Genomic DNA, 20,821 nt, shown 5'->3' with positions numbered 1-20,821 from the left:
GAAAAAAATACAGGAAGAAATATATAAATTTTCCTCCTGTAAGAATTATGAATAATAAGATAAGGTTGAAAAGATTAGTTTATGGGTTCTAGATACTGAGAATAACAGTATCCTTCTTCACCGTCATTATCACGTACCAGCCACCATTGATCATTAGTTTTGCTTATTAACGTAATAATATCTCCTTTTTCTGCTTTACCTACTATGGGTTGATCGGTTCCAGGACCTTGACGAATATTTAGCCTGCTTTCTCTGGTTACCACCTTTACTTTGTCGCCTGCGCTAATTTTACTTTTTACATTTAGTATTACATCATTATTTTTAAATTGTGGATCTATATGTTGATAAATTTCCCACAACTTGTTTTTGATACTTGCAGTTGCTACTTCACCCTCGATCCTTAAAACCTTACCAGTATCGTTAACAGATAAGTTATTATTAAGTGCAACGTCGACTAGTTCTTTGTATTTTTCAGTTAATGTCATATCATTATTAATTTATGGTTGCATTATTAATAATTTGTTGTGGATTCAAAGCATTAAGTTTTTCCATCAATACTGGAAGTTCCGATTGTTTGATTTCACCATTTATAGTAATTATACCATCCTGAACGGTAGCAGAAATTTTAGGATGATCTTTAAGCGCATCAGCTAGAGATGCATTAATAGCACTATCAAGTGCTGAGAAATCAGGTGCTGGTGGTATAACAACTATCTGGTTGATAACAGATACAACATTTTCTACTCCCGAAACAGCGCTTTCAGCGTATGCTCTTGTGGCCTCGTCTTGAACGGTTCCGGTAAGAGTAGCCACTTTATTTTGAACGGTTACCATTACTCCTGTTAAATCAGGATTTGCATTCAATGCTTCTTGAGCAGCTTGTTGGATGTCTGCATCATTAACATTGTTACATGATACTGCACCTAATCCTAGTGTGAGTATCAGAGTTAGAATTGATAATGAACGTAATAATTTCATAATTTCCAGTTTTTAGTTAATCATATTATTTGTTTTAATACGATATATATAAAACACTTACGCTTTTAAAAAAGTTTATAGAAATTATTACTATTACAACCGTTTCAGAATATTTTAGTGTATTTATGGCAATAAGGAGTACCTCCTTTATTTTCATAATACTCTTGATGATAATTTTCAGCTGACCAGAATGTTGAAGCAGGTTTAAGCATTGTAGCTACCCTATAACCCTTAGATGTGAGCAGGTTTATATATCTTTCTGCAATTGCTTTTTCTATAGAATTAGAATAGAATATACAAGAAAGATATTGTGGTCCGATATCTGGACCTTGTCCATTTGTTTGAGTGAAATCATGTGTTTCGAAAAACAATTTAATCATTTCTTCATAATTAGTTACCCTGGGGTCATAAACTACTTCAGTTGTTTCAAGATGTCCAGTATTTTTCTGACAAACCTGTTCATATGTTGGATTATCTACATGACCACCCATAAAACCAACGGTAGTTTCCTTAACTCCAGGTGCTTTCATAAAGAAATATTCAGTACCCCAAAAACAACCTGATGCAAAATAAGCAGTTACATCATTTTCTTCTCCTTCTGGAATAAATTTCATAGAGATAGAATTAACGCAGTGGCGAGTTTGTTTCGGAGTAAATCCTTCACCAAGAAAAACATGTCCCAGATGTGCACCACATGTATTACAAATAATTTCAGTGCGGCGTCCATCAGCATCTCTAACTCTTTTAACTGCTCCTTCAATCTCGTCATCAAAAGATGGCCATCCACAATGACCATCGAATTTATCTTCGGATCTATATAGTGGGGTATCGCATCTTTTACAAACATAGATACCTTTTTCGTTGTTATTTAGCAACTCTCCTGTAAATGGAACTTCAGTACCTTTGTAAATTATCACTCTTTCTTCTTCTGGGGTTAATTTATTGAATTTCATAGTTGTTGCGTGATTTATTTGAACCATTTGTTTATCTTGCTTATTGTTTTGAGCACACATATTGAATAATACTATGCTTAAAATTATTATTGTAATATATATTTTTTTCATGCTCCTTAAATGTTATTAGTTTGTTGGATATTCTTGCATATCACAAATACTTAATAAAAGAAAACAGCTTTCTTTCTCTTAAATAATCCAGGTTTATATCATTGATATATGCCTCTTTTTCAAAGCTTATTTTCTTATAGGCCATAAGTCTGTCTTTATAAATAATTAATTTATACAACCATTCTAAAATGTACCAGATGTAAAACCCAACGATAAAAAGTTCAAACATCTGTCGCGTATGAATATATTCATGATTAATTGCGCGCTTATCTAAAGGGAAATATTGCCTTCGCGCAAATACAATTCCGAATAAATTAATAGCTTTAAATCTATTAAAAGGCAGATAATTTGAATATATAATTTTCATTAAGTCTTACTCTTTCAATTGCTTTCTTTAAAGTCAAAGGTAGAAACAATCTATAAATTTAGTACCTTTGCATACTTAAAAATCGATAAATAAATTATAATCAAAATGAATAAGGATTTTTCTTCTGATCTACCATACAAGGTTGCAGATATATCATTAGCAGAATTTGGACGTAAAGAGATAGAAATTGCAGAGCATGAAATGCCCGGCTTGATGGCTATTCGAAAGAAGTATACATCTGAAAAACCATTGAAAGGAGCTCGTATAATGGGATCACTTCATATGACTATACAGACTGCGGTTCTTATTGAAACTTTAGTTGAACTAGGAGCCGATGTACGCTGGGCTAGCTGTAATATTTTTTCTACACAAGACCATGCAGCCGCAGCTATTGCAGCAGCAGGTGTACCGGTTTTTGCTTGGAAAGGAGAAACTCTTGAAGAGTATTGGTGGTGTACGGAAATGGCTCTTAGATTTCCAGATGGTAAAGGACCAAATTTAATTGTTGATGATGGTGGTGATGCTTCTCTGCTAGTACATTTAGGTTATCAGGCCGAGAATGATTCTTCAGTTATTGAAAGAAAGGGAAGTAATCGTGAGGAGCAGATTATTCTTGATACTTTGAAGCGAATTTTGAGTGAAGATAATCTAAGATGGCATCGGACAATTGCAGAAATGAAAGGTATTTCTGAAGAAACTACAACTGGAGTACACAGACTTTATCAGATGATGGAAAAGGGTGAATTACTAGTTCCAGCAATTAATGTTAATGACTCTGTTACTAAATCAAAGTTTGATAATCTTTATGGATGCCGTGAATCTCTTGCAGATGGTATCAAAAGAGCAACAGATGTGATGATAGCAGGAAAAGTTGTGGTGGTCCTTGGCTATGGTGATGTTGGTAAAGGTTGTGCACATTCTATGCGCTCTTATGGCGCAAGGGTTATTGTGACCGAAATAGATCCTATTTGCGCCCTTCAGGCAGCTATGGAAGGGTTTGAGGTTACAACAATGGAAGAAGCCGTTAAAGAGGGTAATATCTTCGTCACAACGACAGGTAATTGTGATGTTATCACAATAGAACATATGAAGCAGATGAAAGATCAGGCTATAGTATGTAATATTGGACACTTTGATAACGAGATTCAAGTTGATGCTTTAGTAAACTATCCAGGTATAGAACATATAAATATTAAACCTCAGGTTGACAAATATACTTTTCCCGAAGGAAATTCCCTGTTTCTACTTGCAGAAGGTAGATTAGTTAATCTTGGTTGTGCTACAGGTCACCCATCTTTTGTAATGAGTAATTCATTTTCAAATCAGACTTTAGCTCAAATTGAGCTTTGGAAAAATAACTATGAAGTTGGAGTATATCGTCTTCCAAAGCATCTGGATGAAGAAGTTGCCAGACTCCATCTGGAACAAATAGGGGTTAAATTAACTGTCTTAACAGAGAAACAGGCTAATTATATAGGTGTATCCGTTGATGGTCCATATAAGCCGGAACACTACAGGTATTGATACTCTTTTTTTAAAACTTATATTTAGTTTTATCTATTAGTAACAGTGTATGACTGTAAAAAATAATTTGTTTATATCTTTCTAATAATTAGACTACTAAATATTTTAAGTTAAAAAAAGAGCAATTTAAACGCGAAAAGGGTTGCAAATTAAAAATAAAGCTTTTATCTTTGCACTCGCTTTTGAAAGAAAGCATCAGGGCGATTCGCTAGCTCAGCAGGTAGAGCACATCCCTTTTAAGGATGGGGTCCTGGGTTCGAGCCCCAGGCGGATCACTGACAAGCGCTGTAATATTTATTACAGCGCTTTTTTATTGTTATTCCTGTAATAAGTAGTATCTCTTATAAGATAATTGTTTAATTAATTAGCAGAGTGGGGAAGACGTTGGAAAGTAGTAGGAGTCATTCCAAACTCTTTTTTAAAAGATCTGGAGAAATAGGCGAAATCATTAAAACCACACTCCATTGCTATATCTCCAATAGGTTTTTGAGTTACTGTGAGTAGTTTTTTTGCTCTGTTTAATCTTGTTTTTAAAACAAAGTTAGAGGTAGTCATTCCAGTTATTGCTTTGATCTTACGATTCAATTGAGAAGGGCTTAGGCATACTTCAGAGGCAATATTGTCAATAATATTCTCAGTGTTTGTTATATCCTTATATATAAGGTCTGTTACACGATTAATAAATTCAATATTGGCTTCATTTCCTTTATCATTAACAACACCTTGAGTGTTTAATTGCTTAATTGGAGAATATTTGTCTTTTATCTGCCTTCTTGTTGAGAGAAGTCTGTCGATCACAGCGGTAAGTTCTGCCTCATAAACCGGTTTTACCAGAAATGCATCAGCTCCTGATTTTATACTTTTAACACGTTCTTCTTTTGAATCGCTGACAGTAAGAAGAATTATCGGAATATGACTAGTTATGTGAGAGTTTTTAATTTCTTTGCAAGAGCGATAACACTCCATTCCAGGGAGTGATACGTCTGAAACAATTATATCTGGAATTTTATTTTTAGCTGTAATTATACCCTTCTCACTATTTGCTTCAATAATAACATTGTATTTATCTTTCAGAATAGTTGTTAAATAATAGTTCATGTCTCTATTATCCTCAATAATTAAAACAATAGGTTTGTCTTTTAGATCTTGTTTCTTAGATAAATTATTTTCAATTGAGTCTTTCAAATTATAAGATTTGTGAATTGAGATACTATCATGACTTTGATTTACGTTTATATTTATAATTGGTATCCTTACATTAAATATTGTTTTTCCATCTATTTCATTGTTTAGATCAATTTTTCCATTTAATTTTTCTACAAGATTCTTTGTGATTGAAAGTCCGGAATGAAATTTATATTGTTCTGTATCTTTAAAATTTAATTCATCAATTTTGATACTATTCCCTGTATCAGAAACCTCTATTAAATAGTGTTTTTTATTCTTGTCAAGATCAATTTTAACTGTAATATTATCATTTTCAGTACAACGTCCTATAGCATTTCCTAATAAGCTGCTAAGAATAATTTGTATATAATCAGGGATATAGTCTATATAAAGCTCTTTTACACTGCTTAAAAACAGGTAGTCGATTTTTTTGTTTTCTGCTAGAACTGCATAACATTCAAACAAATATTGGAAATAGGCAACAATATTGCCGTAAACCATTTTCTTTTGACTCTTATACTCTTGCAGATTGGCTATTGAAGATAGTTCATTAATTAATAGTTCAAGATTTTCTGACTGTCGGTTTAAGATTTCCCATTCTGCACTGTTATTTTGCTCTTTGGAGGTATTGGTATTTAATCTATCAATTAGACCAATAATTATTGATACAGGTGTTTTAAATTCCTGTGATACATTTAAACAAAAATCTGATTTTTCCTTTTCAAGCTGATATAAAGACTCTTTTCTTCTTATTCTTAGTTTATGATTTTGAAGTAAGACAAATAGTAGTGATATTAATAAGATAATAACAATAGCCGAAACATTAATGGTCATCTGTTTTTTCTCCTCCTGGATCGTATGTTGTTCAGCCAGTGAAACTTTCTCAGCTTCAATTAATTCTTTTTCGTATTCAAGTCTAGACTGCATTATTCTATATACATTTTTTTTTTCCCTGAATGATGCTGCATATTGATCGCTCAGAATAAGTTCTTCCAAAGCTAAAGAAGTCTTACCTTCTTTTTTATGAATTTCTGATAGCAAAAGATAAACTCTTTCAAGGTATTCCGGAAAGTTTAGTTTCATAGAATACTCTAATCCCTCATTTAAATAGAACTCTGCATTACTGAATTCACCTAATTTACTATATATATTTCCAAGAGAAATACATGCATCCAACCAGTTCTTTATATCAGAAGTACCTTGTAAGGTTTTGTAGGCACTTTCCAGATAAACCTTTGCAGATTCATAATTATTTGTGTTTAAATATAAATTGCCTATTCGGTTAAAACAAGCACTCATACCGGAGACGGAGTTAAGATCAATAAAATATTCTAAAGCCTTATGATAGTAATAATATGCAGAATCGTAATCATTTACTTTTTCGAGTGCACGTCCTATCTTTTTATAATTAACTGCTTGTCCCTCTTTATTTTCATATTTTAAGTTTATTTTGAGAGCTTCATTAAAGTGTACTAATGCTAAATCTGACTGATTTAAATTTAAGTAGACAGAACCAAGGCCACAAAGAGTGCTTGCTTTATCTAATTCAATATTTTTAAAGCCATTTGAATTGTATTGATTATATACTAAAAGTGCATTGTAATAGTATTCAGCCGATTCATTATAAGCCGAAATTTCATTGTAGTCAGCTGCAACTCTGTTTAATGCCTTGATAATATATGTTGTATCGTTGAATTTATATGCCGTTTCTAAATATTTTTGATGATTTTCAATAGCTTTTAAAAAGCTATAATTCTTCATATAATACTGTCCTATCTTTTCGTATACCTTCATTTCAGCATATATATCACCAGATGTTTTTGTTAGATTAAGATAATTTGTCATTGCAACTGTATCTTTTGAAATGCTGGATACTAGTGAATCTATTGTAGAATATTTAGTTGTATTACCAGGTATGTAAGTATTATCATCACCCCCGTTTTTGGTGCAAGCTAATGCAAATAAAAAGTACATTAGATATGTACTTTTATGCACCAGGTTTCTGAGTAAAGTGAATCTTATACTTATCATTTTTGATGATATTAATCTATATGTGTAATATAATGGACCTAATGTTGCATATTAGGGACATGGTCAGGTATAAATAGATTGATAATCGGGTTTTTTAATTCCGTTATGCTGAGATTTTCATGCTGCTAATATAATAATGAAAAACTATAGTTGAATAAAAAAGTTATCATTTTGCAAAATAACGACACCTTAATGTGGAGATATTTACAAACTTGGACTTTTTTTACAAAATGATACTCATATTTACATTTTTATAATTTGATTGATATAACATTTTTTTAGTAAGTATGTTCACGGGATAGATATTATCAATCTTTAATAGTTTTTGTATATTGAATATTTTCTCTAAATTGAGCTGGTGTCATACCTGTTTCTTTACGAAAAGAATCAAAAAAGACTGACTTTGTATTAAACCCAACAGCTGTTGCTAACTTTTGCAGGGTATAGCTATTCCTTTCTTCATTCTCATTTTCAAATATTCTAATAACTTCACGTATACGATATCTGTTAATGATTTCATTAAATCCAATACCATGCTGATTAATCGATTTTGAAAGATAACTTCTGTTTGTACCTATTTCTCGTGCGGCCATGTTTAAATCTATATCCGGTTGAAGATATTTTTTTTCTTTTTCTAACCAGCTATTAAATTTTTCATATAAAATATCTGATCTGTTTTCACTGGAATTAATCTGTTTTTTGATTAAATCGTTCACTTTTTCTTCATATTTTAGTTGTGTCAGATTTTTTTTAACTAATACAGCAGAGCTGTTTTTTACCTTTTTGTTAAGACTATTAACTAACAAGCAACTAATAATTATTACAATTAGAATAACCAGAATCAGAATCAGGATGATTTTATTTCTCTTTTTTATTAATTCCAATTCAATAATTTGATTATATGCACTTTCTAACGCATCTTGTGTATTAACAAAGTCTGCAACCCTCTTAGATGATAATTCCTGATACTTAATAAGATTATTTTCAGCTGAATCAAGATAGTTATAAGCTAAAATAGGGTCTGTTTTGTAATAGGCCTCAGAGAGTTCTTTGTATGCTTCGTATTTTAAGTATGTACTTCCATCACTACCTATTTTGTTTAGTGCAGTTACTGCATTTTCTGCAGCTTTATTACTGTCTCCTTTTAAATTATAAATTGAAGCTAGTCTTATATAGGTCTCAATTTCTCTTATATTTGCACCAAAAAAATTGTTATCCACTTTTAAGACTTTATCAAACATCTCAATAGCATCATTATAATTACTATCAAGTTTTTCGATCATACCAATGTAATAGTATATTGAGGATAGTTTCTGATTACTCAATGTGTCATTTATTGTTATAAGTGCAAGATCGGCATAGAAACGGGCAGAATCGGGTTTTTCCGATGAGATGTAAGTTTTTAAACCTACTATATATAAATAATATAGTTCTTCTAAATCATTATATTCTTTAAGAGTTTTTTCTGCTTCATAAAGATTCTCTATTGCTAAATTATAACTTCCGAGCTGAGTATAAAAACTTGCGAGAAATTTCTTATTTATTGCTACACTTTTATCTAACTTTAATTCACCAAAAAGATTGCTTGAATTTATCATCATTTGAATAGCACTTTCAAAGTCTTCATAATAGTACAATGATCTGGCAATCTGTCGTTGGATTAAAGCTCGACATCTGGGATCTATGGTTTCGTAAGAAAGTAGTGGCGTAGCAATTTTAGCAAATTCCTGTAAATTGTCAAGCCTGAATTCAATCAATGCATGAGTAAAGTTAAAATAGTATTTATCATTTTCATTCAAACTTGTACTGTCTATATTAGCTAAAATTATCCTGGCACTATCGGCCATCCCTGATTCAGAGAGAGCTGCAGCAATAAAAATATCCCTTATTACATCATATTGAGGATATTCAGTTGACAAGTTTTTATCATTTAAAATATTAATAACAGAATCGTTCTCATTCTCTATGAAAAACAGATTTATAGCTTTCTCTATAGGGTATGGGTAATTTGTAGAATTATGAAAACAGGTAGCAAAAAAGCAAATTGCCGGAATCCACAAGAGGTGAATTATATTAATTCCTTTATGCTTCTTGGCAGTCATGGTTAAATATTTTTTTACAAATATAAGAAAATTGTTTACATAAAAAATATTATTATTGACTGATAATTATAACATTAAATATTATGTTTGAGGGGAATTCATACGAGGGTAATTTTACTGATACTATTACAAATGATAGTCTGAAAACTCTATTTACTTGATTTAAGATAAAAATGAGAGGATCAGCTTTGAAGAGATGTAATTAATTACTATCTTTGCAGCCGCAAATACAATATAAACTCATTAAAGAACTACTAAATGGCAACTAAATTAAGACTACAGAGAAGAGGACGTAAAAATCATCCATTCTACCAAATTATTGTTGCAGATAGCAGAGCTCCACGTGATGGAAAGTATATTGAGAGGATAGGTTCTTATAATCCGAACACAAATCCTGCTACAATCACTTTAGATTTCGATAGAGCTTTGTATTGGATGCAAACAGGAGCACAACCAACTGATACAGTACGAAATATACTATCAAATGAGGGTGTTCTATTGAAAAAGCACCTTTTGGGAGGTGTTGCAAAAGGCGCATTTGATGAAGCTGAAGCAGAAAGGAGATTTGAAGCATGGAAAAGCAACAAATTGAACTCAGAAAAATCTGCTATGACCAAAGATGCAGAAAAAGCACGTGCTGAAGAAAAAGCGCGACTGGAAGCAGAGAAAGAGGTAAATAAATCTCGTGCTGAAGCTTTGGCGAAAAAGAAAGCGGAAGAAGAGGCTGCAAACGCTCCTGAAGAGCAAACTGAAGAGACAACCGCCACTGAGGATACAGCTACCGCTGAAGAAGCTCCTGCTACAGAAGAGAAAATAGAAGAGTAAAACTTATATTTAGTTAGAAAATATAGAGAACGCTGGAATAAAAAAACTTTAATACTTATTAAGCCCGGTACTTTTGTACCGGGCTTTTATTTTTTATACCATTAAAAACAATTACTTACATGGTAAAATTTAAATTTTGTAAGTGGTTGATTTATAGAGTAGTAAATTACTACATATTTATTAACTAAGTTTTTGTAAGGTTTTTTTATTTGTACTATAATATATTATCACACAATAATTATATATTTGTGACAAATTTTAAAAATCAATGCTTACTATGAACTCTCCAAAAGTAGAGCTTAGGTTGGGTAGAAATATCCAATCAAGAGATAAAATAATAGTCGATATTAATGAGATTCCTTATCCTACTGCAATTTTTTTTGAAAGCTCTAATGATGTAATACTAAATAAACGTGCTTATGATACTTTAGGTATGAGGGAGGATGAGACTTTCGACTTAAAGGCATGGAAAAAAATGAATCCATACTTTACAGATATATTGAAGAATGAGGTCATGGGTGTCATTACAAATCAGAAAGTACATGTTATTCTTCTTAATGGAAAACATGAGATTATGAATTACTCACTTACTCATATTACAAACCCTTTTCTTGGTGATATATATATTATACATTTTACCAAAGCTTCTGAAAAATACTCAGTTGCATCAATATCATCACTATATAATATTAAAGAGGAAATTGTTAAACTGAAACCGTATCTTAATCGAACTGGTAAAAACATGCTTGATTCTATGATGAAAAAATATTTCAGAGACGAGAATCAGCAACTTACGCTTGACGATATTGTATATTATGAAAAAGAATTACGAGTAATCCAAAAAGCTTTCCCTACTTTATCTCATAGAGAAGTCATTTTGTGTGGATTACTCGTAAATAATATGGAAACCAAAGATATTGCTACAATAACTAATAGAACACTTGATTCAGTTTTTGTCACAATTCATCGCATCAACAAAAAACTTAATATCCTAAATAAAAAAGAGTTGTTGGATACACTTAAAGAAGTCGTTAATAATGAAGACAATGATCAGTGGTTAGTTGAAGAATTTGACATGTGACAATAAATTAGTTTATTTAACTCTATGACCCTTAATTTGGTATGTGTTGCCAAATGGAGTTATGTCATCTTCAAATTGCATCTCCATATAGATGCTATCTGAATCAATAATTTTCCCTACTGGTATTTTTACGCCAATAGCAAAATCATTAACTAACTCGTTTGTTGACAGTTTAGTCTGGAAAGTGTTGCTTTTACCATCAACACTCGCTTTAACCTGAAAATTCCAGAAGTTTACGATTGTGTCATTTATTACAATTGAGTCTCCTGATATACCTGAGGTGAATATGTTGAAAGTGTCATAAATAATTGAATCATTTAAATATGCTTTAACCTCCCAGCTACCAGGAACTGATGTTGAGAATTGCTCTTCAATATTGTTATCTTGAAAATCCTCTTTTTCACAAGATGCAATCATTACCATTGTAGCAATGATAGCAAATAAATATATTATCTTATTCATATTTTGTAGTTTGTTATATTGAAAGTGTTTGTTTGATGGTTAGAATGAAAGTTGTGTGTAGTTCATTCTATTGCCGTTTTTAACAACAACATCCACTACCATTCCTGAAGGAACAGTATAATTAATAGCGGTGTGATATCCGGTTAATCTTTGCGTGTGTGCTAAGTTATGACTTTTAACTGTAGCAGTAACAGTTGCTCCCGGATAAATACTACCAATGTTTAAAATACATACTCTATTGAATCTATCTTTATAAACTCTGATAGAAGGATGATTAACTATTTTTGATCCATCATCAACACCTGGGTTAGGAGTTGGGTCCTGTCCAGGAGTTGGTTCTGGCTCAGGAGTTGGATCCGGCTCTGGTTGTGTAGTAGGAGGTGGTGTTACAACACCGTTTCTAGCTCTACCAATAATTTGTTTTGGTAAAATAGATTCAGTTATATCAGGACGATATTCATTAGTAGATTTTCCTGCAACAGGTTCAACATTCTGATATATCCACCAGCTATTCTGAGCTCCATCCTTATTGGTATAATTAATTTTATTACCACTTACAGTAATGTTGTATGCCTGACCTTCATACCAGTTTACGGCAATAAGTCCAACATTTGTAAAGTTGTCTCTCTTAGCATATACAGTATTGTTCTTAAGTGCCATATCATGACCACCTGAGATAGCAATACCATACTGACCCGGATTAACCAAAATGTTATCTTCAGCTACCTGGTATGCACCGTTTAAATCACCAAGGTTGATACCTCCACCTGAAACCGATGGACCACCACCTCTGATCCAGTTGCCTTTAACAACAATAGGACTTTGGGCTGTACCGCTTGACTGATTGATGTTAATAAGGTCTTCAGGATCGCTCTGACCAGGGAAATTCTCATTTACATTGTAACTTACACTGTTTCCAGCTCCGGTTACCTGTATAAACTGAGCCAATACTCCAACTTCTTTTGCGCCTCTCAATTTACCAACAACGTTAGTTACATCGTTATACTCAAATTTGATACCCTGAGAAGTGGATGCTACTAGTGCCGATTGTACATCATTAAATGTATTATCGATAATAGTAATGTTTTTACAGTTGTAAAGGTAAATCGCTGTTTTTAAAGGCGTTGGACCAAATTTTGAATTCCTTATTGTTACATTCTGACTATTGTAGAGTACTATCGCATAACTATTTTCATTTGATATCTCTACTCCTTCTATAACAATATTGCTTACGCCATTATGTTGTATAGGCGCAGATTTTTTGTATGTCCCGGTATATCTTGCTCCTTGTCCAAATGACATCTGGAGTGATATAAATAGGAATACAATACTTAGTAGTGCAGTGACGTTTCTTTTTTTCATTGTGTGTGTGAGTTTGTTTAAAAAAAATAAATACAATATTGTAGCAAACCTGTTTTACTTAAACATTCATGCATTCTTGTGGTGTTTATTATACAAATAAACAAAGAAGAAATTCGTTATTATTTTTGAATTTTCTAAATTAGAAAAGTAACTTGTGGTACTATATCTATGTACAAATACTTCAAGAAAAACAGAGTATTTACATATTGATTTCCGCTGCAAAAATAGTAATTATTTTCTTGCCAAAATCTTAAAAAACAATCAAATAGCAATTAATTTGTTCATTTTAGTAAGAATTAGTTGGCATTAACTAAGGAAAAAATGTTATTTAGAAAGATTATAATTAACAGATTCTTTTATCCAAGTCCTACAAAGGGTCTCAGAAATATTTAACAACCGAATGTAAGTTTATGTAATATTTTTTCTTCGAACTTCTGTAATTTGGGCTGTTATATTTGCGATGCTTAACTAAGTTAGTTAAGATAATTGAGGTGTCATATAATTTTTTTCGTAACTAAAAGACAATACTGGATATTGTTCTGCAAAATTACGAAGATTTCATGTCATAGGCATACATGAAATTGAAATAATAATAATTTTTAAAACGCGCACTACAAATGAAGAAACTAATTTACCTGTTTTTGTTCATTACGTTTTCAGTGTCTTGTACTCAGGTTAGAGATATTGCATATTTGCAGAATGCCGAGTCAGGAATAGCAAACATTAATCAGGGTGTTTTTGATGCCAGGATTAAATCTAAGGATATATTATCAATTACAGTTGTAAGTAGTGAGCCTGAAGCATCAAGAAGATATAATCTATTGATGCCACAGCCACAGGGAATGGTGGGTTATGCCAATCAAACCTTACAAAACTTTCTTGTGGACAATGATGGAAATATAGATTTCCCTGTATTTGGTACTTTATCGGTTAAGGGATTGACCACAAAAGAACTTGAAGAACAAATTTCTGCTAAGCTTGCACCCTTCTTTACTGGAGAAATGCCGGTAGTTACAATTAGAATATTAAACTTCACAGTAAATATATTAGGTGAAGTCAATAGACCCGGGAAGTATGAATCTGTTAATGAACAATTAACAATTTTTGAGGGATTAGCTTTGGCAAATGATATGACAATATATGGTAAACGTAATAATGTCAAAGTATTAAGAGCAGATCCTGAAGGTAATGTAAATGTCTACACATTGAATTTAAATGACAGGAATGTCTTTAATTCTCCTGGATACTTCCTTGAGCAAAATGATGTTGTATATGTAGAACCCAATCAATCCAGAGCAAATTCATCAAAATATGGAGCAGCTGAGACACACAGAATCTCTACCTTATCTGTATTGATTTCACTGGCAACAATGGCAGTTACAATATTTGGGATAACCAGATAAATTAGTAAACAATTTGATTAATAAATAGTATTATGAACATGTATTCCGAAGTGGAACTTGAATTTAATAAGCTGGCCGATAAACCAATAGATATTCTTGGCATCCTTATGAAATATCTAATCCACTGGAAATGGTTTCTGCTTTCTTTATTCATATGTATTTTTTTAGCTGTAGCATTTATTTATTACTCTCTGCCTAAATATCAACTTGAAACTGCGATATTGTTCAATGATGATCAAAAAGGAGGAGCTTCTGAAGTAACTACTTTCAGAGAGATGGGGATAGTCTCAAGAAGGAATAATGCTGATAATGAGGTTGAAATACTAAAGAAAACATTGATTGTAGAAAGTGTTGTAAGAGAACTTGGATTATATGCTTTTTATACAGAATTAAGTCAACTGAGTATTCTTCGAAAAATTGGATTAAAAGATAATACACTTCCATTCTTAACCAGAAAAACCAAAAGTTTGTATGGTGAAGAAAGTCCGGTTTTAATAAGAATGGCTGATAGTGACCTGGATAAACTTACAGATGTTATAAATATTAATGTAAAAACTTACCATACAGGTAATTACGATCTTCTGGTTGAGTACAATAAAAGTAAATATCACTTTAGCTTATCTCCTGGTGATAGCACTATCAATTTACCATTTGGAAATATTGAAATATCTACAACATCTTCTATTCATTCAATGGATAGAATGCTAAATATAATGATTTATAGACCTGCAGATGTAGCTAATATGTTTCTTGGAAACCTTGATATACAATTAACGTCGAAAACTTCTTCTGTAGCCAAGATTGCACTTATATGTTCCAATCCTGCTTTAGGAAGAGAGTTTCTGATTAATTACATTGATACATATAATGAAAAAGGAATTCAGGATCAGATTGAGTTAGCAGATAAAACATCAAAACTTATTGAGGATCAGCTAGCCAAATTAAGTGGAGAGTTGAGTGACGTTGAAAGTCAGGTACAAACCTTTAAACAGTCCCAGGGCCTTACAGATATAGCATCCCAGGCGAATCTGTATAACTCACAAATGGCATCAGTAGGACAGAGGAGGATGGATATTGAGTCTCAACTAAGTATAGTTACTAATTTGAATAATTTTGTCCAGAATATTAATGATCATGAGCAACTAATTCCTACAAGTTCTGGTATCAGTAATCAAACTTTAGTTAATCAAATCAGCTCTTACAATAATTTAGTTTTAGAAAGGAATAGACTGGCACGTATTGCATCAAGCAGTAACCAGTCGATGATTGACATAAACTATCAATTATCCTCCATGCTTAACTCTATAAAAACTGGTCTTCAAAACGAGAAAAACAATCTTGAGATTCAATATAGAGATGTTGCTTCAGTATATAATCAAAATAGAGCAAGAGTAAGTGCAATACCTCAACAGGAACGTGTGTATTCTGACATAATGCGTCAACAAAATATAAAAGAGGATCTATTCTTGTTTTTACTCCAGAAAAAAGAAGAGAAATACATGAATATGGCATCTGTAGCACCAACCTCAAAGATTATTGACAATATAAGAGTTACCGGAATAGTTTTTCCACGCAAATTAATGATACTTGGAATATTCTTAGTTATAGGCATAATAATTCCTGTGATCATAATTAGGGTAAAAGAGTTACTGCGTTATCAAATAGTTTCAAAAGAAGAACTAGAGAAGATAACTACTGTACCAGTATTAGGTGAAATACCAAGAGTAATTAGAAATGCTAAAGATTCTCAAACAGATGACAAAGTTGCCACAGAGCGAACATTGATTACTGAAAATGGTAATGATAGTTTTAACGAAATGGTCAGACTTCTCCGTGCAAATCTAATGTTTGTAACAAACGGAAAGGAAAATAAAGTCATAAATGTACTTTCGAGTATAAGCGGCGATGGTAAAACTTTCACTTCTATAAATTTATCAATGAGTCTTGCAATGATTGATAAAAAAGTGTTATTGATTGATTTGGATATCAGAAAACCTAAGCTTGCAAAAGAACTGGGATTAAATAGTAAAGAGGGAATGACTCTTTATCTTTCAGGGAGAATGTCCAAAGATGAGTTAGTCAAACCCTCAGGTTTGCATCCAAACCTTTCAGTAATAACCGCAGGTGCAATTCCTCCTAATCCTAATGAATTGCTGGCAAAACCCGTTTTGGACGAGTTGATCAATGATCTGAGGAGTGATTTCGATTTTATTTTTATTGATACAGCTCCATTGGGACTGGTATCAGATGGATTCTTACTGAGTAGGTTAGCTGATATAAATCTTTATATTGCTAGATCTGAATATACACCAAAAAAATATCTTGAAGATGCAGGAAGACATTATAAAGAGGGAAAATTAAAACGATTATATTTTATTTTAAATTCAATCAATTTAGACGCGGCTGAGTATCGTTACGGATTTGGTAAAAAATATGGTTACGGCTATTAGTAATCAAACATACAAACATAATATATAATTAAGGTGGAATATAAACATGAGATTGGTATGGAATTAAGTCAAGCTAAAATTATTAATCTCCCAAAAATTTTAGATGCAAGGGGAAATCTATCTGTAATTGAAGAGAAAAAACAGATTCCTTTTGAAATAGAACGAACTTATTGGATCTATGATGTACCTGGAGGTGAAGTAAGAGGCGGTCATGCATATCGCAAAAATGAAGAATTTATTGTAGCACTTTCAGGTAGTTTTGATGTGATTCTTGATGATGGAAGTGATAGAAAAGTATTTTCACTCAATCGTTCATATTACGGCCTATATGTACCTAATGGCATCTGGAGGCAAATGGTTAACTTCTCAACAAATTCTGTAGCAATGATACTAGCATCTACAAAGTTTGATCTTTCAGATTACATATATAATTATAGTTTATTCAAAGATCAGGTAATATGAAAAGTGTAACTATATATGATTGTTCCGTGATTGAGATTGATAAACATCATCATGAGAAAGGTAATTTGAGTGTTATAGAGAATGGTAAATCAATACCATTTGAGGTAAACAGAGTTTTTTACCTATATGACATTCCTGGCGGTGAAGAGAGAGGGGCACACGCTCATAAAGAGTGCCATCAGTTTTTAATAGCAGTAAGTGGTTCGTTTGATATTCTCTTAGATGATGGGGAAACAAAACGAATTGTTACTCTAAACCGGCCATATATGGGACTTCATATACCACCGGGTATATGGGCAGGTGAATTAGGCTTTTCTTCCGGATCAGTTTGTTTGGTACTAGCTTCACACCCATATGATGCTGATGATTATTTACGAGATTATGATGATTTTTTAGAATATATAAGATGATACACGCTTTATCTAATGTACTAAGCAAGAATATCGGACCAAATACAGAAGTTTGGCAATTCTGTGTCATACTTCCAGAGGCGATTGTAGGAGACAATTGTAATATTTGCTCACATGTATTTATTGAGAACAAAGTTATTATAGGGAATAATGTTACTATTAAAAATGGTGTACAGATATGGGATGGTATTACTATTGAAGATAATGTTTTTATCGGTCCTAACGTGACGTTTACCAATGAGCTGGTTCCTAGATCAAAGGTGTATAGCTTAGAGAATCTGAAAAAAACAATAATAAAAAAAGGTGCAACTATAGGTGCTAATTCTACTATTCTTCCAGGAATAGTTATTGGTGAGTATGCATTTATAGGAGCGGGGAGTGTAGTAACAAAAGATGTTGAGCCATTTTCGCTATTATATGGTAATCCAGCTACTCAGAGAGGCTTTATTACCGCAGAAGGCATTATCCTGGATATGGAAAAAAAAGATGCTAATGGAATTGAACACAAATTAAAAACATAGTAGTAATGATTAAATTTCTTGACATTAAAAAAATTACGGATCAACATTTATCTGAAATTCATTCAGCAGCTGCACGTGTGATAGATTCAGGCTGGTATCTTCTTGGCGAAGAGGTAAATAGCTTTGAGAAAAAATATGCTCAATTCACAGGCTCAGAATATTGTATAGGTGTAGCAAATGGGTTAGATGCACTAAGAATTATTCTACGTGCCTACATTGAGATGGGTGTTATGCAGGAGGGAGATGAAATAATTGTGCCTGCCAATACATATATAGCTTCAATAATAGCAATTTCAGATAATAGATTAGTGCCTGTATTAGTGGAGCCCGATATTAATACCTATCAGATTGATGAAAACAGGATTGAATCAGCAATCACTTCTAAAACTAAAGGTATTATGATAGTTCATCTTTATGGACAATGTGCATATACTGAGAAGATTGGCAGAATTTGTAAACAATATAACCTGAAATTAATTGAAGACAACGCACAGGCGCATGGTTGTAAATTTAAGGGTAAAAAAACGGGATCGTTAGGAAATGCTGCAGGACATAGTTTTTATCCAGGAAAAAATTTAGGTGCTTTGGGTGATGGTGGTGCTGTAACGACAGATGATAAAATTCTTGCAGATAAGGTAAGATCTTTGGCTAATTATGGATCTACTGTAAAATATGTTTTCGATTACCAGGGCTATAACAGTCGTCTAGATGAAATTCAAGCAGCTATACTAGGTGTTAAGTTAAATTATCTGGATGAAGACACAGCTAGAAGAAGAGAGGTAGCTCATTATTATCTTAACCATATAATTAATAAAGATGTAATCTTACCAATAATAAATGATTGGGATGCACATGTGTTTCATCTTTTTATTATTCGTTCTTCCAGACGAGATGAATTACAGAAACATTTAACTGAAAATGGAATACAAACAATTATACATTACCCGATTCCACCACATAAACAAAATGCATACAAAGAGTGGAATCACTATTCATATCCAATTACAGAAAAAATACATGAAGAGGTGTTAAGTCTGCCCATTAGTCAGATTATAACTGATGATGAAGTTAAACGGGTGGTTGAAGTGATAAACTCATTTAATTAAGATGATTATCAAAATGCAGGAGCAAAGATCGTCATATAGACAAATAGTAAAAGCAACTTCATTGTTTGGAGGAGTTCAGTTTTTCCAGATTCTGATATCTGTGGTACGCTCAAAGTTTGTGGCAATTTTACTAGGTCCTTCAGGAATGGGTATAGTAGGGTTGCTGACGTCTACAACCGGACTGATTACAGGTCTAACAAACTTTGGTTTAGGTACCAGCGCTATAAAAAATATTTCTGAAGCTACTGCAACTAACGATAACGCAAGAATATCATCGGTTATTACAGTAATGCGTCGCTTAGTGTGGTTAACAGGTTTATTGGGGGCAATAGTAACACTAGTATTTTCTCCATGGCTAAGTGAGTTTACATTCGGGAATAGGGATTACACTTTAGCATTTATATGGATATCAGTGACGCTTCTTTTTAATCAATTAAGTACCGGTGAATTGGTTCTTCTTCAATCTCTAAGACGTCTTCAAAATCTGGCTAAGGCAAATGTGTATGGTAGTTTTGTTGGTTTGCTGGTTACAATACCTTTATACTACAAGTACGGTGTTGAAGGAATTGTTCCTGTAATAATCATCACCTCGTTGATTACACTATTTTTCTCCTGGTATTTCGCAAAAAAAGTCAAACTGGAGAAAACAAAAGTTTCGTATGAAGAAACAGTTTCAGAAGGTAAAAGTATGATGCTGATGGGATTCATGATTAGTTTAAGTGGTTTGGTAACACTTATTGCAGCGTATTTACTAAGAATTTTTATTAATAGAACAGGAAATGTAGCCGATGTAGGTTTATACAGTGCCGGTTTTACAATCATTAATACCTATGTGGGAATGATTTTTACAGCTATGGGTACTGATTACTATCCCAGACTATCTGTTGTATCAGCAGATGATGAAAAAAGCAAACAACTGATAAATCAACAGTCCGAAATAGCTCTACTTATTTTGGCACCAATACTCATTGCTTTTATCATTTTTGTAAACTGGGCAATAATTATTCTTTACTCTACTCAATTTTTATCAGTTACAGGTATGGTATACTGGGCAACTTTAGGTATTTTCTTTAAGGCTGTCAGTTGGGCAATTGCTTTTGTTTTCCTTGCAAAAGGAGCAGGAAATCTCTATTTCTGGAATGAATTTCTTGGAAGTGTTTATTTCCTCTTATTTAGTCTGCTTGGTTATCATTATTGGGGGCTAAACGGGCTTGGAATATCCTTCCTTGCTTCTTATGTATTCTATCTTATACAGGTATTTATAATAGCAAGGCATAAATATAGATTTTCATTCAGCTATTCTTTCATTCAGATTTTTGCAATACAGTTTTTTTTGGCAATGCTAGGATTTGCTATGGTAAATTTAGTCAGACAGCCGTATACCTATCTCTTCGGTATACTGTTGATTTTAGTTTCCGGATGGTATTCATATAAAGAGCTGGAATCCAGGATTGGAATTAAAGAAATTTTAGATGGGGTATTAAGTAAATTTAGAAAAAAATAGAG

At 32.5% G+C, this 20,821-nt stretch carries 17 protein-coding genes and 1 tRNA gene; 11 read left to right on the top strand and 7 right to left on the bottom strand.

All coding sequences use genetic code 11. The features are described 5' to 3' along the window. Positions 1 to 74 precede the first annotated feature (74 nt). The 3 genes from BN1354_RS04755 to BN1354_RS04745 all read right to left on the bottom strand — a co-directional run bounded on the left by BN1354_RS04755 (position 75) and on the right by BN1354_RS04745 (position 1,931). The gene (locus BN1354_RS04755) at positions 75 to 485 is read right to left on the bottom strand and encodes an SH3 domain-containing protein (protein ID WP_053826371.1); all 411 of its coding nucleotides are present in this window, start codon (positions 483 to 485) and stop codon (positions 75 to 77) included. Positions 486 to 492: 7 nt separating this feature from the next. Further along, the gene (locus BN1354_RS12050; RefSeq protein WP_053826370.1) at positions 493 to 978 is read right to left on the bottom strand and encodes a BON domain-containing protein; all 486 of its coding nucleotides are present in this window, start codon (positions 976 to 978) and stop codon (positions 493 to 495) included. Between the two features lie 104 nt (positions 979 to 1,082). Beyond that, the gene (locus BN1354_RS04745) at positions 1,083 to 1,931 is read right to left on the bottom strand and encodes a bifunctional methionine sulfoxide reductase B/A protein (RefSeq protein WP_053826410.1); all 849 of its coding nucleotides are present in this window, start codon (positions 1,929 to 1,931) and stop codon (positions 1,083 to 1,085) included. Between the two features lie 583 nt (positions 1,932 to 2,514). Here BN1354_RS04745 and ahcY point away from each other — a divergent pair. Together ahcY and BN1354_RS04730 are read left to right on the top strand one after the other, a co-directional pair. Then, on the top strand, positions 2,515 to 3,933 hold the full coding sequence (gene ahcY / locus BN1354_RS04735) for an adenosylhomocysteinase (protein ID WP_053826368.1): 1,419 nt from the start codon (positions 2,515 to 2,517) through the stop codon (positions 3,931 to 3,933). A gap of 202 nt (positions 3,934 to 4,135) precedes the next feature. Beyond that, positions 4,136 to 4,208 (top strand) — tRNA-Lys (locus tag BN1354_RS04730). Between the two features lie 85 nt (positions 4,209 to 4,293). Here BN1354_RS04730 and BN1354_RS04725 read toward each other — a convergent pair. Both BN1354_RS04725 and BN1354_RS04720 read right to left on the bottom strand, forming a co-directional pair. Then, positions 4,294 to 7,074: a helix-turn-helix domain-containing protein gene (locus BN1354_RS04725; protein WP_197271974.1), complete on the bottom strand. Its 2,781-nt coding sequence runs from the start codon at positions 7,072 to 7,074 to the stop codon at positions 4,294 to 4,296. A gap of 365 nt (positions 7,075 to 7,439) precedes the next feature. Further along, a complete protein-coding gene (locus tag BN1354_RS04720; RefSeq protein ID WP_053826366.1) occupies positions 7,440 to 9,233 on the bottom strand; it encodes an AraC family transcriptional regulator in 1,794 nt (597 codons plus the stop codon). Positions 9,234 to 9,491: 258 nt separating this feature from the next. On the opposite strand from BN1354_RS04720, the gene BN1354_RS04715 reads away from it, so the two are divergent. Further along, a complete protein-coding gene (locus BN1354_RS04715) occupies positions 9,492 to 10,058 on the top strand; it encodes a 30S ribosomal protein S16 (protein WP_053826365.1) in 567 nt (188 codons plus the stop codon). Positions 10,059 to 10,335: 277 nt separating this feature from the next. Beyond that, entirely contained in the window at positions 10,336 to 11,139 is an 804-nt protein-coding gene (locus tag BN1354_RS04710; protein ID WP_154904824.1) for a helix-turn-helix transcriptional regulator, read from the top strand. A 12-nt stretch (positions 11,140 to 11,151) separates the two neighbouring features. On the opposite strand, the gene BN1354_RS04705 is transcribed toward BN1354_RS04710, so the two are convergent. Both BN1354_RS04705 and BN1354_RS04700 read right to left on the bottom strand, forming a co-directional pair. After that, positions 11,152 to 11,601 (bottom strand): lipid-binding protein, encoded by a 450-nt coding sequence (locus BN1354_RS04705; RefSeq protein WP_154904823.1) that lies wholly within the window; start codon positions 11,599 to 11,601, stop codon positions 11,152 to 11,154. A 39-nt stretch (positions 11,602 to 11,640) separates the two neighbouring features. After that, positions 11,641 to 12,963: a right-handed parallel beta-helix repeat-containing protein gene (locus tag BN1354_RS04700; RefSeq protein WP_082331535.1), complete on the bottom strand. Its 1,323-nt coding sequence runs from the start codon at positions 12,961 to 12,963 to the stop codon at positions 11,641 to 11,643. A 617-nt stretch (positions 12,964 to 13,580) separates the two neighbouring features. Between BN1354_RS04700 and BN1354_RS04695 the strand changes: the two genes are divergently transcribed. From BN1354_RS04695 to BN1354_RS04665, 7 genes are read left to right on the top strand one after another with little or no spacing between them, the layout of a single operon-like run. Next, the gene (locus tag BN1354_RS04695; RefSeq protein ID WP_053826361.1) at positions 13,581 to 14,366 is read left to right on the top strand and encodes a polysaccharide biosynthesis/export family protein; all 786 of its coding nucleotides are present in this window, start codon (positions 13,581 to 13,583) and stop codon (positions 14,364 to 14,366) included. Positions 14,367 to 14,398: 32 nt separating this feature from the next. Continuing rightward, positions 14,399 to 16,816 carry an exopolysaccharide transport family protein gene (locus BN1354_RS04690; protein WP_053826360.1) on the top strand — a complete coding sequence of 806 codons (2,418 nt, stop codon included), beginning with the start codon at positions 14,399 to 14,401 and terminating at the stop codon, positions 16,814 to 16,816. A gap of 57 nt (positions 16,817 to 16,873) precedes the next feature. Then, a complete protein-coding gene (locus BN1354_RS04685; RefSeq protein ID WP_053826409.1) occupies positions 16,874 to 17,278 on the top strand; it encodes a sugar 3,4-ketoisomerase in 405 nt (134 codons plus the stop codon). Continuing rightward, a complete protein-coding gene (locus BN1354_RS04680; RefSeq protein WP_053826359.1) occupies positions 17,275 to 17,688 on the top strand; it encodes a sugar 3,4-ketoisomerase in 414 nt (137 codons plus the stop codon). The genes BN1354_RS04685 and BN1354_RS04680 overlap by 4 nt, the downstream gene beginning before the upstream one ends. Next, positions 17,685 to 18,209 carry an acyltransferase gene (locus BN1354_RS04675; RefSeq protein WP_053826358.1) on the top strand — a complete coding sequence of 175 codons (525 nt, stop codon included), beginning with the start codon at positions 17,685 to 17,687 and terminating at the stop codon, positions 18,207 to 18,209. Before BN1354_RS04680 ends, BN1354_RS04675 begins: the two co-directional genes overlap by 4 nt. Positions 18,210 to 18,214: 5 nt before the next feature. Further along, a complete protein-coding gene (locus tag BN1354_RS04670; protein ID WP_053826357.1) occupies positions 18,215 to 19,315 on the top strand; it encodes a DegT/DnrJ/EryC1/StrS family aminotransferase in 1,101 nt (366 codons plus the stop codon). 1 nt (position 19,316) lies between these two features. Then, positions 19,317 to 20,819 (top strand): O-antigen translocase, encoded by a 1,503-nt coding sequence (locus tag BN1354_RS04665; protein WP_074010709.1) that lies wholly within the window; start codon positions 19,317 to 19,319, stop codon positions 20,817 to 20,819. The last annotated feature ends 2 nt before the right edge of the window (positions 20,820 to 20,821 follow it).

The organism is Lascolabacillus massiliensis (assembly GCF_001282625.1).
Classification (GTDB): domain Bacteria; phylum Bacteroidota; class Bacteroidia; order Bacteroidales; family Dysgonomonadaceae; genus Proteiniphilum; species Proteiniphilum massiliensis.
The sequence above is the reverse complement of the archived record's forward strand: the minus strand, read 5'-3'. Positions and strand labels throughout refer to the sequence as shown.

Excerpts from the sequence above, each read along its gene's own strand:
- BN1354_RS04715 (WP_053826365.1), top strand. The coding sequence starts at position 9,492 with ATGGCAACTAAATTAAGACTACAGAGAAGAGGACGTAAAAATCATCCA.
- BN1354_RS04685 (WP_053826409.1), top strand. The coding sequence starts at position 16,874 with ATGGAATTAAGTCAAGCTAAAATTATTAATCTCCCAAAAATTTTAGAT.
- ahcY (WP_053826368.1), top strand. The coding sequence starts at position 2,515 with ATGAATAAGGATTTTTCTTCTGATCTACCATACAAGGTTGCAGATATA.
- BN1354_RS04720 (WP_053826366.1), bottom strand. The coding sequence starts at position 9,233 with ATGACTGCCAAGAAGCATAAAGGAATTAATATAATTCACCTCTTGTGG.
- BN1354_RS04690 (WP_053826360.1), top strand. The coding sequence starts at position 14,399 with ATGAACATGTATTCCGAAGTGGAACTTGAATTTAATAAGCTGGCCGAT.
- BN1354_RS04665 (WP_074010709.1), top strand. The coding sequence starts at position 19,317 with ATGATTATCAAAATGCAGGAGCAAAGATCGTCATATAGACAAATAGTA.
- BN1354_RS04670 (WP_053826357.1), top strand. The coding sequence starts at position 18,215 with ATGATTAAATTTCTTGACATTAAAAAAATTACGGATCAACATTTATCT.
- BN1354_RS04675 (WP_053826358.1), top strand. The coding sequence starts at position 17,685 with ATGATACACGCTTTATCTAATGTACTAAGCAAGAATATCGGACCAAAT.
- BN1354_RS04700 (WP_082331535.1), bottom strand. The coding sequence starts at position 12,963 with ATGAAAAAAAGAAACGTCACTGCACTACTAAGTATTGTATTCCTATTT.
- BN1354_RS12050 (WP_053826370.1), bottom strand. The coding sequence starts at position 978 with ATGAAATTATTACGTTCATTATCAATTCTAACTCTGATACTCACACTA.
- BN1354_RS04705 (WP_154904823.1), bottom strand. The coding sequence starts at position 11,601 with ATGAATAAGATAATATATTTATTTGCTATCATTGCTACAATGGTAATG.
- BN1354_RS04710 (WP_154904824.1), top strand. The coding sequence starts at position 10,336 with ATGAACTCTCCAAAAGTAGAGCTTAGGTTGGGTAGAAATATCCAATCA.
- BN1354_RS04725 (WP_197271974.1), bottom strand. The coding sequence starts at position 7,074 with ATGTACTTTTTATTTGCATTAGCTTGCACCAAAAACGGGGGTGATGAT.
- BN1354_RS04755 (WP_053826371.1), bottom strand. The coding sequence starts at position 485 with ATGACATTAACTGAAAAATACAAAGAACTAGTCGACGTTGCACTTAAT.
- BN1354_RS04695 (WP_053826361.1), top strand. The coding sequence starts at position 13,581 with ATGAAGAAACTAATTTACCTGTTTTTGTTCATTACGTTTTCAGTGTCT.
- BN1354_RS04680 (WP_053826359.1), top strand. The coding sequence starts at position 17,275 with ATGAAAAGTGTAACTATATATGATTGTTCCGTGATTGAGATTGATAAA.
- BN1354_RS04745 (WP_053826410.1), bottom strand. The coding sequence starts at position 1,931 with ATGAAATTCAATAAATTAACCCCAGAAGAAGAAAGAGTGATAATTTAC.